This is a genomic window from Paraburkholderia sp. AV2 (assembly GCF_054968425.1).
Genome location: NZ_JBANLK010000001.1, coordinates 166,262 through 181,006, shown reverse-complemented (window position 1 = coordinate 181,006; position 14,745 = coordinate 166,262). Strand labels below are relative to the sequence as shown.

General features: G+C 64.7%; 17 protein-coding genes. 6 read left to right on the top strand and 11 right to left on the bottom strand.

Annotated elements, in window-relative coordinates:
* Positions 1 to 308 precede the first annotated feature (308 nt).
* Both V8683_RS00885 and V8683_RS00880 read left to right on the top strand, forming a co-directional pair.
* Complete coding sequence (locus V8683_RS00885) at positions 309 to 908, top strand: ParA family protein (RefSeq protein WP_411187738.1); 600 nt, start codon at positions 309 to 311, stop codon at positions 906 to 908.
* 24 nt (positions 909 to 932) lie between these two features.
* Entirely contained in the window at positions 933 to 1,289 is a 357-nt protein-coding gene (locus V8683_RS00880) for a hypothetical protein (protein WP_411187736.1), read from the top strand.
* A gap of 101 nt (positions 1,290 to 1,390) precedes the next feature.
* Here the strand turns inward: V8683_RS00880 and V8683_RS00875 are convergent, their stop codons facing one another.
* From V8683_RS00875 to V8683_RS00825, 11 genes are all read right to left on the bottom strand, one after another.
* Complete coding sequence (locus tag V8683_RS00875) at positions 1,391 to 1,666, bottom strand: type II toxin-antitoxin system RelE/ParE family toxin (protein WP_411187734.1); 276 nt, start codon at positions 1,664 to 1,666, stop codon at positions 1,391 to 1,393.
* Positions 1,653 to 1,847 carry a type II toxin-antitoxin system RelB family antitoxin gene (gene relB, locus V8683_RS00870; protein ID WP_411187732.1) on the bottom strand — a complete coding sequence of 65 codons (195 nt, stop codon included), beginning with the start codon at positions 1,845 to 1,847 and terminating at the stop codon, positions 1,653 to 1,655. Before relB ends, V8683_RS00875 begins: the two co-directional genes overlap by 14 nt.
* Positions 1,848 to 1,935: 88 nt before the next feature.
* Positions 1,936 to 2,526: an antirestriction protein ArdA gene (locus V8683_RS00865; protein ID WP_411187730.1), complete on the bottom strand. Its 591-nt coding sequence runs from the start codon at positions 2,524 to 2,526 to the stop codon at positions 1,936 to 1,938.
* A 542-nt stretch (positions 2,527 to 3,068) separates the two neighbouring features.
* Positions 3,069 to 3,386 carry a hypothetical protein gene (locus V8683_RS00860; protein WP_150562026.1) on the bottom strand — a complete coding sequence of 106 codons (318 nt, stop codon included), beginning with the start codon at positions 3,384 to 3,386 and terminating at the stop codon, positions 3,069 to 3,071.
* A gap of 96 nt (positions 3,387 to 3,482) precedes the next feature.
* Positions 3,483 to 4,166 (bottom strand): hypothetical protein, encoded by a 684-nt coding sequence (locus tag V8683_RS00855; RefSeq protein ID WP_411187728.1) that lies wholly within the window; start codon positions 4,164 to 4,166, stop codon positions 3,483 to 3,485.
* A 131-nt stretch (positions 4,167 to 4,297) separates the two neighbouring features.
* The gene (locus V8683_RS00850; protein WP_411187726.1) at positions 4,298 to 4,648 is read right to left on the bottom strand and encodes a hypothetical protein; all 351 of its coding nucleotides are present in this window, start codon (positions 4,646 to 4,648) and stop codon (positions 4,298 to 4,300) included.
* Between the two features lie 89 nt (positions 4,649 to 4,737).
* Positions 4,738 to 6,771 (bottom strand): DUF5906 domain-containing protein, encoded by a 2,034-nt coding sequence (locus V8683_RS00845; RefSeq protein ID WP_411187724.1) that lies wholly within the window; start codon positions 6,769 to 6,771, stop codon positions 4,738 to 4,740.
* A gap of 123 nt (positions 6,772 to 6,894) precedes the next feature.
* A complete protein-coding gene (locus V8683_RS00840) occupies positions 6,895 to 7,098 on the bottom strand; it encodes a hypothetical protein (protein ID WP_411187722.1) in 204 nt (67 codons plus the stop codon).
* A gap of 872 nt (positions 7,099 to 7,970) precedes the next feature.
* Entirely contained in the window at positions 7,971 to 8,603 is a 633-nt protein-coding gene (locus V8683_RS00835; RefSeq protein ID WP_411187720.1) for a hypothetical protein, read from the bottom strand.
* A 54-nt stretch (positions 8,604 to 8,657) separates the two neighbouring features.
* Positions 8,658 to 9,314: a hypothetical protein gene (locus V8683_RS00830; protein ID WP_411187718.1), complete on the bottom strand. Its 657-nt coding sequence runs from the start codon at positions 9,312 to 9,314 to the stop codon at positions 8,658 to 8,660.
* 380 nt (positions 9,315 to 9,694) lie between these two features.
* Positions 9,695 to 11,200 carry a tyrosine-type recombinase/integrase gene (locus V8683_RS00825; protein WP_411187716.1) on the bottom strand — a complete coding sequence of 502 codons (1,506 nt, stop codon included), beginning with the start codon at positions 11,198 to 11,200 and terminating at the stop codon, positions 9,695 to 9,697.
* A 515-nt stretch (positions 11,201 to 11,715) separates the two neighbouring features.
* On the opposite strand from V8683_RS00825, the gene queC reads away from it, so the two are divergent.
* The 4 genes from queC to V8683_RS00805 all read left to right on the top strand — a co-directional run bounded on the left by queC (position 11,716) and on the right by V8683_RS00805 (position 14,743).
* The gene (queC, locus tag V8683_RS00820) at positions 11,716 to 12,450 is read left to right on the top strand and encodes a 7-cyano-7-deazaguanine synthase QueC (protein ID WP_411187714.1); all 735 of its coding nucleotides are present in this window, start codon (positions 11,716 to 11,718) and stop codon (positions 12,448 to 12,450) included.
* A gap of 135 nt (positions 12,451 to 12,585) precedes the next feature.
* Positions 12,586 to 13,218 (top strand): 7-carboxy-7-deazaguanine synthase, encoded by a 633-nt coding sequence (gene queE / locus V8683_RS00815; RefSeq protein ID WP_411187712.1) that lies wholly within the window; start codon positions 12,586 to 12,588, stop codon positions 13,216 to 13,218.
* A gap of 33 nt (positions 13,219 to 13,251) precedes the next feature.
* A complete protein-coding gene (gene queD / locus V8683_RS00810) occupies positions 13,252 to 13,695 on the top strand; it encodes a 6-carboxytetrahydropterin synthase QueD (RefSeq protein WP_027793218.1) in 444 nt (147 codons plus the stop codon).
* Between the two features lie 265 nt (positions 13,696 to 13,960).
* Entirely contained in the window at positions 13,961 to 14,743 is a 783-nt protein-coding gene (locus V8683_RS00805; protein ID WP_411187710.1) for an HpcH/HpaI aldolase family protein, read from the top strand.
* Positions 14,744 to 14,745: the final 2 nt, after the last annotated feature.

Sequence of the window (14,745 nt, the reverse complement as noted above, 5' to 3'; positions counted from 1 at the left end):
CTATGCGTCGGGAAACGGCGGCTTTGAGCGCACAACGGGCGGGACGATGCGACCAGGCATCAGCGCGGGAACCGGCAGCAGGGCCGCGCCGTGGTGCGGCCGTGGTGGTGCGTTTGTGTGTTTGTTTGCAGGACGTTCCGGTGCCGACCGGCACCGGCGCGCGGCTTTAGGTACGGTACTCGAACCGTACCCGTTGACAGGTGCCGGGTTGTACGAGAAGTTTGTTTGTATCAAACAAACACACCAACAGACATACAAACGAACCAACGAACGTCCATCCGTCCACTCGTTCTAGAGGAGTACAGATTATGTTGTTTTCATGTTCCGTATGGAGCCCCAAAGGGGGCTGCGGGAAATCGACGATCGCGCTGACGCTGGCCTCGTTCTTCGCTGCTGAAGACACGAGCCGGCGCGTGCTGCTCGTCGATGCGGACGCGCAGCAAAGCGCCCGCACGTGGGAAGCGCAAGCCCGGCAACTGGGCCATGCGCTGCCGTTCGACGTGGCCGCGTCGGACGCTCGCGCGAGTTCGTACGACGTGGTGGTGTATGACCACGCGCCTGGCCTGGCCGGATCGACCTTGAAAGGGCAAGTGATCCTGATGCCGGTGCTTCCGTCGTTTTTCGATGCGGCCAGCACGATCCGCGGCGAGGCCGATCTGCGCAGCAAGGGCCAGCGCGTGATGATGCTGCCGAATCGCGTGGAAACGAGCCATGCGAGCGACGTGGCCTTCCTCACTGGTTTCGTAGGCAAGCCGTACATCAAAAAGCGCAAAGCGGCCTACCAGGCGACCGTGGCCCGCGGGCTCACGCTCTACGGCGCGGACAAGTCCGGCATTCGTGGCTTGAAAGAAGCCCGCGCCGAGTTCGAGAACGTTGTTCACGCCTTGGTCGATCTGGCCGCCGCCTAACCCTTTCTACCTTCGGAGACTCACATGGAAAACCGTAACTCTCTCGCCCGCCTGGCCGGCAAGCCGGAACAGAACCTGATGGCCGCCGCGGCGCAAGTCAGTGTGGCCTTTGCGCCTGCTGCCGAACCGACGGAGCGGCCGTACTTCAACCTGCGCACCGCCGACCGGGCGACCGGCGACAAGGTGGTGACGTGCAAGGCCACGATCGGCGGGCGCGATGCCGCGGCGACGCAAGTGCGAATCCCGCACGCGCTGCGCGACAAACTGGACAAGTACACCAGCGGGCCGGCGACGGTCGTGCTGGTGGCCCTGGCCGATGCTATGCTCGATCAGTTGCTGGCCGAGGGCAAAGCGCTGCACGTCGGGAACGCCGACAAGTGAGCGTCGGTGGTGAACGTAAAAAAGCCCCTGAAACAGGGGCTTTTCTGTTGGTGCGTTTGTTTGTTGATACATACAAACAAACGCTCAAATCAAGCATCAAATCACGGGTATTGCTGCCGGGCGTGCACGACGTTCACGATTTCGATGTGCGCGGGCTGAACCCGGTAGATCACGATGTAGTTCGGATGGACCACGATTTCCCGGGTTCCGGCGACACGACCCAAGCGGTACAGGTAGGGGTGCGCGGGGAGGTTCGAGGTGGCCTGCTCGATGTCGTTCGCCAGGTCGTCGGCCGCGAAAACGTTCAGTTCAGCGATGTCCGCGAGGATTTTGTATAACCTGAACCGCGCCCGGGGCCGCCACTCAACGGGCAGCATTCTTGCGGGCCTTGCGTTCGGCCAGCATGGCCCGCACGTCGCCCATCACCTCGTCGTGCGGGACATTTGGGGCCGGATCGTCGAGCGACGCCTGGACTTCCGCACGAAGCCAGCGGTCGTACGCTTCGGCCTCATCGGCCGTGGCGAACTCTGATTCGATGGGTGAAAGGATCGCGTTCATGGGGCTAGTTTACTCCCTGGTTGATGGCCGCGCCTGGGAAAAGTTCGCGGCCGGTGGTGGATGGGGCGCGGTGCGCCCCGGTGGACGCTTACAGCGCGTCGGCGTTCGTGACGGTGTAGGTCGTGCCGGCGAACTCGGTTTCGGTCATGGCCCCGGCCAGGCGTTGATCCCTTGCGAACGCCTCGTAATCCACGTAATACCGGACGGCCTGCGGGATGTCGTGCAGGTACAGTTCGTCGAACAACTCGGTGGCCGCCTCCACCAGCGAACCGGCGTAGAGGTTCACGTCGTCGATCTTGTCGAGGGCGTCGGCCAGCGAATAGCCCAGGTCGCCCACGATGTACGACAGCGCCGCCTGCTCGCGCTCGTCGAGGTCCACCACGTCGTCGAACCACGCCTCAAGGTTGGCCTGGTTGATGCCCAGCGCTGCGAACAGTTCGGCCTCCGCGTCCGTGCCGTCGATGAACTGCAGCTCGTACTCTTCGACCGGAGCGCCCCAGCGGTCCGTGTTGGCCTCGGCCTTCGCGGTGTAGTCCTCCATGCTCGTGAAGTAGAACCCGCGTGCGTCGAGGTTGTAGGGTTGTGCGTGGTAGGTCGTTTCCCCTGCCTGCGGTTGGAGGAGCCCGCCTTGGATGGGGTTGCTGTTGCTGTTCGTGTGGTTCTGGCCGGTCGCGTTCATGGTGGTGCTCCTTGTTCGGTGAAGGTCTGCTGTCGGTATCGCCCGGCGCATAACGAAGCCGTCCCGACACAAGGGCCAGGGGCACGCCAAAGCCGCAGCCTGCGCAGCAGGACCGGGTGCCGGCGGGCGCGCAGCGAACCCTTGCCCTGCCCGTGGCGGGATGGCTTATGCGTCGGCCGGTTGGCGATACCGGCGGCTTTTCAACGAACAAGGGGCGAACGCGGCCGGTCGTGGGAGAACCGCACGGGCCGTTGATGTGGTCTTTCGCGATGTTGTGTTTTTCGGTGGGGCTGTTACCTTGGGCTTGTCGGCGGCGTGGTGTCCGCCGATGTGCATGTGTGCCCTGGTGGCAAAGGCCGGTCGATGTGGACCGGCCTTTGTTCGTCCTGCCAGGGAAAAGACGGGGCGGCTATCGCCGCCCTTGGCCGATCCGCTGACGCCCGTGGCGCCTGCGGCGGTTACAGCCTGGCCCGGCGCCGGGATGGCGCCGGTACGGCCGAACCCGCCGCAGGCGCCACGGGGCGAACGGTGCGCCGGGGCGATCAGAACGGGGCGCCGTGCGTGAAACCTTCGTAGGTCTTCGCGAACGAGTGGCCGTAGGCCGCGAGCGTCTTCGCCTTAAGATCCGCGGCCTCGGCCGACAGGTCGGGCTCGTCGCCGGCCAGCCATTCGACCGCGCGAGCGCGCAGCGTGGCGAGGTCCGGCAGGACGGCGCAACGGCGCACGATGTCGTCCACGAACCGCACGAGTTGACTGGGCTGGGTCGAGTACCGGAACACCGGGGCCGACGAAGCCGGCGGCGTGGTGTCGTAGTTCATCGTGTCCGAAAAGCCGATGCATTGGTCGAGGGCGGTGGTCATGGTGGTGTGCTCCGTGGTGAACAGGCCCGGATGGCCTGGTACCGCCTCATCCCGCACGTGAGGCGGGCACCGGGGCGGACGTTGACGCCGGAGCGATTACAACCGGCGCCGTGCGGGCGCGGCGATCGGGGCCTCCTCGATCGCCGCCTCGGCCGTGTCGCGCAACACCTTGGCCTCGCCAGCAATCAGGATCGGGTCAAGAAACGATGAGGCGGAGAAGCATTGCCGGCATGCTTCGATCACGCGCACGTCGTTGACCGCTCGAAAAACCGGATGCGTCAGCGGCGCACCGTGCGTCTGGTACACGTTCCCGGCGTTCGCGTTCACGTCGGACCAGTCGAAGTCGATCCCGTCCTGACGGGCCGTGCCGTTCGAGCGAAACGCACGCAGGGTCGCGTTGTCGGTGAAAAACACGAGGTCGCCGGCAGGGAAACGGTACAAGCGGTGGGCCGCGCGCTCGGGCGTCGCACGCCGCAGCAGACGGCTCAACACGACGCGCGCCTCGTCGATCGGCAACGGAGCACCGACCACGACGGCAGCGGCTTCCTGGATCAGGCCGAACCACGCGTCGTTGGGCACGGCGACCCACGTTTGACCGTCGAGCCGATGGATCAGCGGTGCGTCAAGGTCGGATACGTTCACGGCCAGCGTGTGAGCGGAGTTGATGGCGTGCGACAGTTCCTCGCCGACGCACCAGCCCGCGCCGAAGGTTTTGACGGCGCCCGGGTGCCTCGTGGTGAGTTGGCGTGTGCCCGGAAACGCGGTGTTGATCAGGTTCATCGGGAGTTCTCCGGGGCCGTAAACGAAAACGCCCCAGCGAGAACTGGGGCGAACGGTGGGCGCGGTGCGTTGCGCTGGTGTACTCAATAAAACTCCAGCTCGAACGCTTGTCAACGTTCTGATGACATTTTTTAGCGCGCGAACCGGGGCCGTGTGCCGCTCGGCAGCACGGCGAACGCCGGTGCTTCGTACGGCCCGATGCCGTCGAACGGGCGCAGCGGTTCCAGGCCGTCCACGGTCAGGTGCACGACGCCGTTGTGCCGGTCGCACGCCCACGGGTCGTCGAGCATCGCGGCCACGCCCGCGAAAAACACGGCCTCGGGCTCGGGCTCGACGTTCGAGCGCGCGCAGTAGTCGGCGTACAGGCCGTGGATCGACGCTTTGCCGGTCCAGACCGTCGGCTCGGTCCGCACGTTGAAATACCGCACGAAGCGCTCGCGCATGTCAGCGCCGGTGAACGGGGCAAGGTTTTGATCGGTCATGGTGGACTCCAGGTGATGGCGCCAGGCCGGCGCCGGTACCGGAAAACCAGCCGTGAGGCTGGCACCGGGGCGGACGTTCGGCGACCGGCTCACACCGGCACGATGCCTTTCACGAGCAGCGGCACGTAGTCGATGCCGCCGCGCTGGTGGCGGGGCCACGTGGTGCCGAAAAAGGCGTACATGTTCCGCCAGAAGTGCACCTCGTTCAGCCGGTATTGCTCCTTGACGCCGGTGGCCTGGCAGTGCTTCACATACAGCGGGTACACCTCGAACTTGGGCGTGTGCTGGTCGGCGTCGGCGGCTTTCACGTCGAACGCATCGACGAACGACGACACCGGGTTGTTCGACGCAATCACGCGGGCCTTCAACATCCGCACCGGGGCCGGTGCTTCGGCGTCGGGCATGAACCGCCCGCGCTGCACGAGGCGCACGGCGCCGTCGATCACGAAATCGACCATCTGGAGCAGTTCGGCCGGGTTGCTCACGATCTGCTCGACCAGATCCGTGTTGATGCCGCCCGGCTTCGTCTCGGCCTGCACGTCCCAGGGGATGCAGCACAACCGGTCGGCGATCGCACCGCTGGGATCGTCGCGGTAGCGCGGCGGTTCGTTGGTCGCGATGATCAGACGGCCACGCGGGATCATGTTGATCGACGGCTTGCCCTTGCGCGTCACGTTGATCATGTCCGACGCGACCACCGCTTTGAACTCCTTGGCCGGGAAGTTTTCGGTTTCGGACGCGATGTACAGGGTCTTGCCGACCATCGACTCCATCGCGAAGTTCTCGGCCCACTTCTCCGGCTCGACCGCGGCCCATGCCGGGTGAAACACGCGCGTGAGCAGCGATTGAAACGTGGACTTGCCGGAGCCCTTCGGGCCGACCAGCAGGATGGCCTTGCGCCAGGTCTTGTCGCCCGTGACGGTCGAGCCCATCGCCTCGGCCACGTAGTGCACCATGCCCGGGTCGTCGTGGCACGCCGACAGGATGAACTCGCCGAACAGGCTGGCCTTGCCCAGCGGCGTCGTGGTGTAGACGCCCGAGCCCTTGCTGTCGAGCGGGCCGACGCTGCGCTTCCAGTCGATCGACGCCTGGATGCAGGCGGTGGTGCCGAAGTGCGGCGCCGGCTTGTGCGCGAGGATCGACACCGTGCCGTCGGTGGACTTGACGATTTCGAGCACCGCGTTTTTCAACTGGATGTAGATTTTGCCCTTGCCCGGTGCCGGCTTCGCGTGCTCCTTGCGCAGGATCATGAGCGCGAACGTCAACATGCTGAACACAAGGCGGCTGGTCGCCTTATCGGCGGTGTGTTGAAGCGTGAACGAGGCCGCGCGGTGCTCGTTGTCCTCGTCCGTCTGCGGCACCCAGTACGTGCCGTCGTATTTGTAGAACACGTCGTCGGTGTGCTGCGCGTTGTCGAGCGACCGGCCACCGGGGCGGTACGTGCGATCGGCGATGCAGTGGTTCAGGTACTTCACCTCCGGCGTCACGTCGTCCGGCGTGTCGGCGAGCGTTTCGAGCGCGTGCAGCGCTTCGTCGGCGTCGGCCCGGGCGGTTTCCGCGACCTCGGCGTCGGCGGCCAGGCGCTCGGCTTCGGCCGTTGCGCGCTCAACGGCGAGGCGGGCCGTGGCGATCTTCGCCTGCTCGCGGACCTGCGCCGTGCCGGTCAAGGTGGCCGCCACCGCTTCGCGTTCGGCCACTTTGTCCTCGGCCTTCGTCTTGGCATTCAGCGCGCTCTTGGCCTTCGTCGCGGCGGCCTTGGCCTCGGCGGTCAGGATTTTGAGCTGCTGACGCAACGCCTTGACCTGCGATTTGCGGTCCTCTTCCTCGGGACGGCCGGTTTCGATCGGCACGGTGCCGTGGCCCTGGAACGCGCCGCCGGTCGGCTCGTCGTTGCCGTCGCTGTCGTCCGTGTCGTCGTCCACGTCCGACTCCGGCAGGTCGTCGTGCGGCAGGTCGGCGAGCGCGATGCCGCTCTCGTCGTCGTCGCCGAACCGCACGGGGCCATCGTCGAGCGTCGGCGCGAGGGCTGCGGCGCGGTGCGCCTTGAAGTCGAACACCGTGGCCGTACCCTCCGGGCAGGGCTTCAACAGGAACGTCGGACGGGTACGAGCGAGCGAAGGCATAGAGGGCTCCTTGAAACTTGACGACGGAGCCGGTTCAACCTACGGTACAACGTGAACCGGCGCTTTAGAGGGTGCAGCGTTCAAACATCGGACCAGCGCCTGCCAGCACTGGTCTTTTCTTTTTCAGGCGATGGATTTCTCGCGGACCGGCAGGCCGATGTTCGGAAAGGCGCCCGGGTTGCGCACGATGTCCATGACCGCGGCCCGTACCATCTCCATCGGCTTCATGCCGCGGCTTGCGGCCACCCGTGCCAGTTCGTCGCGCGCCTGGCTGGTCAGTCGGACGCAAATGGCGGCGTCGTAGCGGTTTCCGGCTTCGATGGTCATGCCCTTCTCCTCGTGGTGAAACAAAAAAGCCCCAGGCTGGTTTAGGCCGGGGGCTTCGGTCATGGCCTGCGCTCGGCAGGCCCGATGGTGAACGTTGGTCGGGGCGCGACGTTCTGCGCCCCTGCCTACGTACCATACTGCCCCACGGTTCCGTGTCAACATCCTGATTACGTTTTTCCGCGTACCGCTTGCTGCGTCCTGCTCGCCGTCCACCGTCTCCAGCGATCGGGCCGGAGGCGGATCGGCCTCACCGCCCGCTTACCCGTGTCTTACCCGTGTCGGCGAGCCCCGCCCAGCGGGGCTCCAACGACTTACCTGTGTTTTACCTGTGTCGGCTCAAACCCTTATGGGGCAAGGCTTTTAGCCAGATTTCATGCTCTCCAACACAAGTAAAACAGGTAAAACGTCGAACCGACCTCACAACCGCTCGACTCCGTTTTAAAAATGAAAAACTGCACCGTCCCTGCTGCTCTCCGTTTTTGTTTTTGAAAACGCTCTAGCTCTTCTGCGCGGTACCGCCGGATTTACCTGTTTTACCTGTGTCGCCCCCCGCAAACCCTTTCCCCATAAGGCTTGGCGCTCACGGGTAAGCCAAAAAACTACCTGTTTTTACCTGTGTCGAAACTGTCGTTTTGCTTTCGGTCGGCGCTCCTGACGCTCGCGGAACCCAAAAACGGGCGGCTATCGCCGCCCTGGTCACTCCGCTGACGCCGGCCTGCTGGCGTCGGGTCATCCCCTACTACGTGATGCCGGCTGCTTCACTGGCCTCTGCCAGCGGCCAGAGCGCGGCGCGCGCTTCGGCGGGCAACCATGCGAACGCGGGGCGGGTGGTGTTTTTGGTCATGGCAGGCTCCTGGTAGGTGGTGGCTTGATCAGTTCGTGGCGGCGCTGGCCGTCGAACCTTCGGCGATGCGCTCGCGGTGGCGCTTCATCACCTTGCCGAGCGCGTTGGCCGCCACGACGAGGCCCGCTGCGACCATCGCCTCGGGGCTGATGCCGTAGTGGTTCGCGAAGTGCTCCAAGTCCGCAGCGTCAACGTGGTCTTGCTCGTTGTAGAAGTCGCCCGCTTGCAGGGCGGTGAACAACTTGGCCGGGTGGAGTCCGGCGACCGTTTCAATGGCGGCGGGCAGGGCTGCAGCGTCCACGGTCTCCGGCGGGTACGTCGCGTCGAGCCGTTCGTTCAGCATGTCCGCGCCGTGGCTGTTGTTCATCAGTTCGAGCGCGTTTTCCAACGCTTCGGGCGTGATGTCGTAGTCCTCGGCGAGTTCTGCGCGCAGGCTTGCGAGAAAGGGCTCGTAGTCGTCGTCCTGCTGCGCGTCGAACCAGAGGTCGTCGCGCTCGTCTTCGTCGTCCGGGTCGTCGGCGTGCTCGTCGATCCACTCGTTGAGCCAGTCGTCTTGTGCCTCGTTGTGCGCGCGTTCGGCCTTGAGCGCACGGATCGCGGCCTTGCGGCCCAGCGCGACCAGCGCGTTGAGGGCTTGTTCGGTGTGGTGGTCGATGCTCATGTGTAGCACTCCTAAATGGTGTGATGGGTGGTATCAAACAAACATACAAACGTATCAGTGCAAGGTGGCGCCGGCCGACGCGGCGTAGGACGGGCTGTCAACGTGATAGTTGATCCCGATCTGATCGCCAAAGGCCACGGCCTTGGCGTCGATCGTCTCGCCTTGGATGCTGTCGTCGGGCAAGCCCATGCTGTTCAGGATCGCGCTCAACATCGGGAACACGTCGAAATCGTCACGCGCTTTCATGGCAACCGCCACCCGCATGAACTGAAAGCCGGTGTACGCCGGGGTTTCGTCGGTCAAGGGCTGGCCGGCCGCTGCCAATAAGGCGGTGACGTGGTCGATGGCCTTCTGCGCGCGGTGCTCGGTACGAGCCAGCGTTGCCACCAAGTCGCGGCGGTTCTTGGCGCAACGCTTGGAACGGTGCAGGTACAGGGTGCGGCGTTCGGCCTCGTCAAGGTTCGGCGTTGCAAGCGTCAGCAGGCCGTAGGCGATCGTGCCCTCGCGCGCCACGAGCAGGCTTTCGTCGAACTGCATGAGGGCTCGGACGACCGCCCTGCGCAAGGGATGCGGCAGGGCGATCCAAAGGATGGCCTCGATCGGCAGGAAGTTGGTGATCAGCGGGTAGACGACGGGCAGCGGAAAACACTCGTCCAGCAGCCCCTTGCAGGCTTTTTCGTGGGCGGCGTCGTGGGCGTTACGGTATTGCATAGCACTCTCCAGAGAGTTGGTTCTTGAAAGGCAAAGGGACACCACGGTTTAAGGTGGTGCTTCTGCCTCCCGACCAACTGGAGGTGCTGCTGTTACGACCGCCGGCCCGTGCACAGGCCGCCGGCTGCTGGGCTTGCGTTCGCCCAAATCCGAGTCGCGTGGGTGCGCCTCACGGCGCGCTGGCGCTGCTCTGCCAGCCCCGCGGCGTCGCTGGTGGCGTCGCGGTGAATGGAATGTACCCGCCTGGGTACTTGCCTCGCAACGCTTTTTTTATAGATATGGCCCCGTTTTTGGAAAGCGCGCGGGGATTTGCGGGGAAGGGCGGGGCAACGTCGGAACGAGACGGGAAAGCCCCTACGCCCTACAAGGCTATTGTTTGCTCACCCGGCGGCTTGCAGCAGCGTGCGCAACTGGTCGAGCACGGCCGGGTTGTTCGCGGCCTGGGCTTTCAGCGCGTCGAGCAGGGCGTCGGCGTCGGCCGGCTGGATCGGTTTCATCATCCCAGCCGCCTCGAAAATACGGCGCTCGTGCGCGAGGTACACCGGCCGGAGCATGTTGAGTTTGGGCTTGATGCCGATGTACGTCTGCGTCACGTCTGACTTTTGGTCCGCGTGGTTCATGGCGATCTTGACCAGGCCGAACGATTGCGTTCCGTCCTTCATGACCGTTTCGGCGACGCTGCCCGCGAAACTTCGCCGCAGGTCGTGCATACGGATTTTCAGGCCCGATTTCCCGTCCCCGATCAGCAGCACGTTGCGCGGTTCGGTGAGGTGCAGGCCGCGCCGCTCCGACGGGAACACCCATTCGGGGTACTCGATCGTTTCGCCGCGCTTGGCGCGCTTCACGTCCCGGCCGCGGGGCGTTTCGTTGTGCGCTTTCAACTCACGCAGCAGTTGCGCGCAAAAATCAGTGAGCGGGAAGCAGTGCGATGAGCCGTTTTTGGTGTCCCGGAACTGTACGAACTTGCGCTCGAAATCCACGTCGCTCCATTTGAGCGTGGCGGATTCACTCTTGCGCGCGCCGAAGGCCAGCGACAGCAGGATGTAGTCGGCCATGATACGGCGCGTCCAGGGCCGTTTGCCGATCGGGTTCGTACGCATGTCGGCGATCGCGCGCAACCATTGCTTGTCCTGCTCGCCATCGGTGTCGAGCGAGGTGGTGCGGCGCGTGACCTGCGGCAAGCGGTACGTTTTGAGGTATTCGTCGAACGGATTTGTCGGTGGTTCTTCGGTCGATGCCATGCGCGACCAGGCCGCCCGCGTGTAGCGCCAGCATTTGAGCGCGGTCGTGCCGCTGATGGTCGTGGTCAACTGGTCCATCATCGCTTTCATGTCGTCCACGGTCACGTCGTGGACCGGCATGTTCCAGACTTTGGTTTTGCCGACCCATTGCGCGACCTCGCGGCGATCTTTCGCGGTACCCGACGCGTCGGTGGGTTTCTGACGTTCGGCGTCACGTGCGACGACGTAGCCAAACGTGAGTTTGTCGCGCTCGTAGCGGGCCGCCGTCGCCTTGCGGTTGTCCTTGACGGTGTGGTTCGGGTCGATGCCTTGGGCCATCTGCGCCAGGGCGATGGTGGCCTTTGCCTGCGCCGCTTTCAGCCCGGTGGCGGGGAAATCACCGCACGGGAAACGACAAGGTTTCCCGGCGAGTTTGCGTTCAGCGTAAAATGCTCGGCTCTTCGCGGTGATGCGCAGCGAAAAGCCTTTCATGTTGGCGTCGCGCACGAAGTAGTCGGTGGCGCCGGCGGGCGGCGGTGCGGTGAGCACGGTGCCGGTGGGTGACACGCCGATCGGGCGTTGCTCGAAGGGCAGGCGAGCGATCTGCAGCAGCGTCTTGTCGTTGAACGGGATTTTGTCGATGCTGGGCGCGGTGGGCGTGCTCATCGTCGGGTTCCAGGAGGTCGAGGTGTGCGGGAATCATACCCGGTTTTTGGCTCCCTCTTGGCTCCCTTTGAACCCCGAAAATACCCGCAAAACCCCGTTGGATTGCTTGTTTTTTAGGCAATCTGACAGGTGGATAAAAATGAATTTACGTGGATACTGTGTTGATTTATAACGGTTTTTCTTGATTTTGTGGGGCGTAGTTCTTCGGTTGGTGGCTGGATTGAAAATCCGCGTGTCGGTGGTTCGATTCCGCCCCAGGCCACCAGAATTTGAGCCCCAGGAGATCGCACGATTCCTGGGGCTTTTTCGTTGTTCAGTGGGTGTTGGATCGATGTTGGGTCGTCGGTGCACCAGCAGCAGCGCGACGATCAGCGGTATAAGCGTGCGCCGATCACCCGCGCGAGGCCCGCAGCCTATACTGCCGTTGCCGGCAACGCGCCGGTCCTGCGCAGCCGGAGGTGCCGTTGAGCGGCCTTCGCGAAGCCGCACGGGAACCTCACATACGGAGTTTCACGGTGACTCGAACAGACGCTAAAAACGGCGCACTCGTGCTGTTTTCCGGCGGCCAGGACTCGGCCACATGCCTCGCGTGGGCGCTCGATCGTTACGATACCGTCGAGACGCTCGGCTTCGATTACGGCCAGCGCCACCGCGTCGAACTGGAGTGCCGTGAGGGCTTTCGCGCCGCCATCGCGAACGGTTTTCCCGAGTGGGGCGAGCGCCTCGGCGACGATCACATGATCGACCTCTCGGTGCTCGGCGCGATCAGCGACACCGCCATGACGCGCGAGATCGAAATCGAAACCGCCGCGAGCGGGCTGCCGAATACATTCGTGCCGGGCCGTAACCTGATGTTCATGCAGATCGCCGCGGCGATTGCCTACCGGCGCGGGTTGAAGGTCCTCGTGGGCGGCATGTGCGAAACCGACTTCTCGGGCTACCCCGACTGCCGCGACGACACCATGAAGGCGCTGCAGGTCGTGCTGAACCTCGGCATGGACAGCCGCTTCGTGCTGGAAACGCCGCTCATGTGGCTCGACAAGGCCGACACGTGGCGCCTCGCGCAGCAACTGGGCGGCGACGAACTGGTCGAACTGGTGCGCGTCGAGACGCACACCTGCTACGTGGGCGAGCGCGCCGAATTGCACGAGTGGGGCTTCGGCTGCGGCGAGTGCCCGGCTTGCAAGTTGCGCAAGCGCGGCTACGAAGCGTTTCTCGCGGGCGAGAAGGTCATCGAAGCGCCGGTTTGAGGCGCGGACTGGCCGCGGCACTGCACGAGCACCGCTGACTCGCGCGCGGCAGACCCGCCGGGTGCCTAATTTTTGCGTGCGGGCACGACCCGGGCTAACCAGGACCAGACGATCAGGACCAGATCAGGCAGCAGCATGACTTACTCGGTAAAGGAAATTTTCTACACGTTGCAGGGCGAGGGCGCGAACGCCGGGCGTCCGGCCGTGTTTTGCCGGTTTGCCGGCTGCAACCTGTGGACGGGCCGGGAAGAGGATCGCGCTTCGGCCGTGTGCCGCTTCTGCGATACCGATTTCGTCGGCACCGACGGCGAGAACGGCGGCAAGTACCGCACGCCCGAGGAGCTCGTCGCGAAGATCGCGTCGCTGTGGCCCGAGGGCGAGGGCAACCGTTTCGTGGTGTGCACGGGCGGCGAGCCGATGCTGCAGATCGATCCGCCGTTCGTCGACGCGCTGCACGCGGCCGGCTTTACGATCGCCATCGAAACGAACGGCTCGCTGCCGGTCCTGGAAACGATCGACTGGATCTGCGTGAGCCCGAAGGCCGACGCGCCGCTCGTCGTCACGAAGGGCAACGAGCTGAAGGTCGTGGTGCCGCAGGACAACCAGCGCCTCGCCGACTACGCGAAGCTCGATTTCGAGTATTTTCTCGTCCAGCCGATGGATGGTCCGTCGCGTGACCTGAACACGAAGCTCGCCATCGACTGGTGCAAGCGTCATCCGCAGTGGCGCCTCTCGATGCAAACCCACAAGTACCTGAACATTCCCTGAATTTTCCCGCTTTTTAGCGTTAGAGCCGCCGTGCTGACGATCACCCGAAAACTCGAATTCGACGCGGGCCACCGCATTCCCGACCATCGCAGCCAGTGCCGCAACCTGCACGGCCATCGCTACGTGCTGGAAGTCACGCTGCAGGGCGACACCGTCGAGACCGAAGGTGCGCCCGACCGTGGCATGGTGATGGACTTCGCGGACGTGAAGGCGCTCGCGAACCAGCATCTCGTCGATCTGTGGGATCACGCGTTCATCGTCTACGAAGGCGACACGCAGGTGCGCGGCTTTCTCGAATCGATGCCGGGCCACAAGACGGTCGTGATCGACCGTATCCCGACCGTCGAGAACCTCGCGGCCATCGCGTTCGAAATTCTCGCGAACGTCTACGACGCCCATTACGGGGTCAATCTGCAGTTGCACAAGGTGCGACTCTACGAAACGCCGAACTGCTGGGCCGAAGTCGTCCGCGACTGAGGCTCACGCGCCTCGCCCGCTTGGCGGATCTGCCCGGGTCCGAAAGCGGGCGCACTTCTCCTTCGCTTTCACGCACGCAGGCGCCCGGGCCGGGTTTTCCGCCCGGCGGTCCGATTTATTGTCGCGGTATGATCCTTGCGGCAAGGCCGCGCATCCACGCGCGCAGCCAGACTACATAACGGAGCGAGACATGCCGGTCACACCGCCGCCGGGCGCCCAGAGGCGCGCGCCGCGTGGGCCGGACGGGCTCGCCGGGAGCACGGCGATGAGCACCTTCACCAATCCCCTCAAGGAACGCCTCAAGGAAGCGGGGCCGCTTTACGGCCTGTGGCTGTCGATGGGCAGCGAGACCGCCGCGGAGGCGCTCGCGCACGCCGGTTTCGACTGGCTGCTGATCGACATGGAGCATGCGCCGAACGATAGCGCCGACACCGTCGCGCAGCTCCGCGCGATCGCGGCGGCGCATCTGCCGACGGAGCCCGTCGTGCGCCTGCCGACCAGCGAAGGCTGGCTCGTCAAGCGTGTGCTCGACGCGGGCGCACGCACGGTGATGTTTCCCAACATCGGGTCCGCCGAGGAAGCGGCGCGTGCCGTGAGCTACACGCAGTATCCGGGCGAACAGACCCCCGAAGGGCGCCGCGGCGTGGCGGGCGTGGTGCGCGCCGCCGCCTACGGCATGCGGCGCGATTATCTGCACGGCGCGAACGGGCAGATCGCGACGATCGTGCAGATCGAGTCGGCGTCGGCGCTTGCCGAGGTCGAGCAGATCGCCGCGGTGCCGGGCGTGGATTGCCTGTTCGTGGGCCCCGCCGACCTGGCCGCGAGCCTCGGCCATCTGGGCGACTCGAAGCATCCGGACGTGCAGGCCGCGATGGTGCGCATCATCGCGGCGGCTCGCGGCGCGGGCGTGTCGGCGGGCATCTTCGCCATGGACTCGGCGCAGGCGAAGCAGTATCGAGAGATGGGTTTCAGCTTCATCGCGCTTGCCGCCGACGTGATCTGGCTCGTGCGGGCAACGCGCCAGGCGCTGCAGGAGGCGAGATCGTGAAG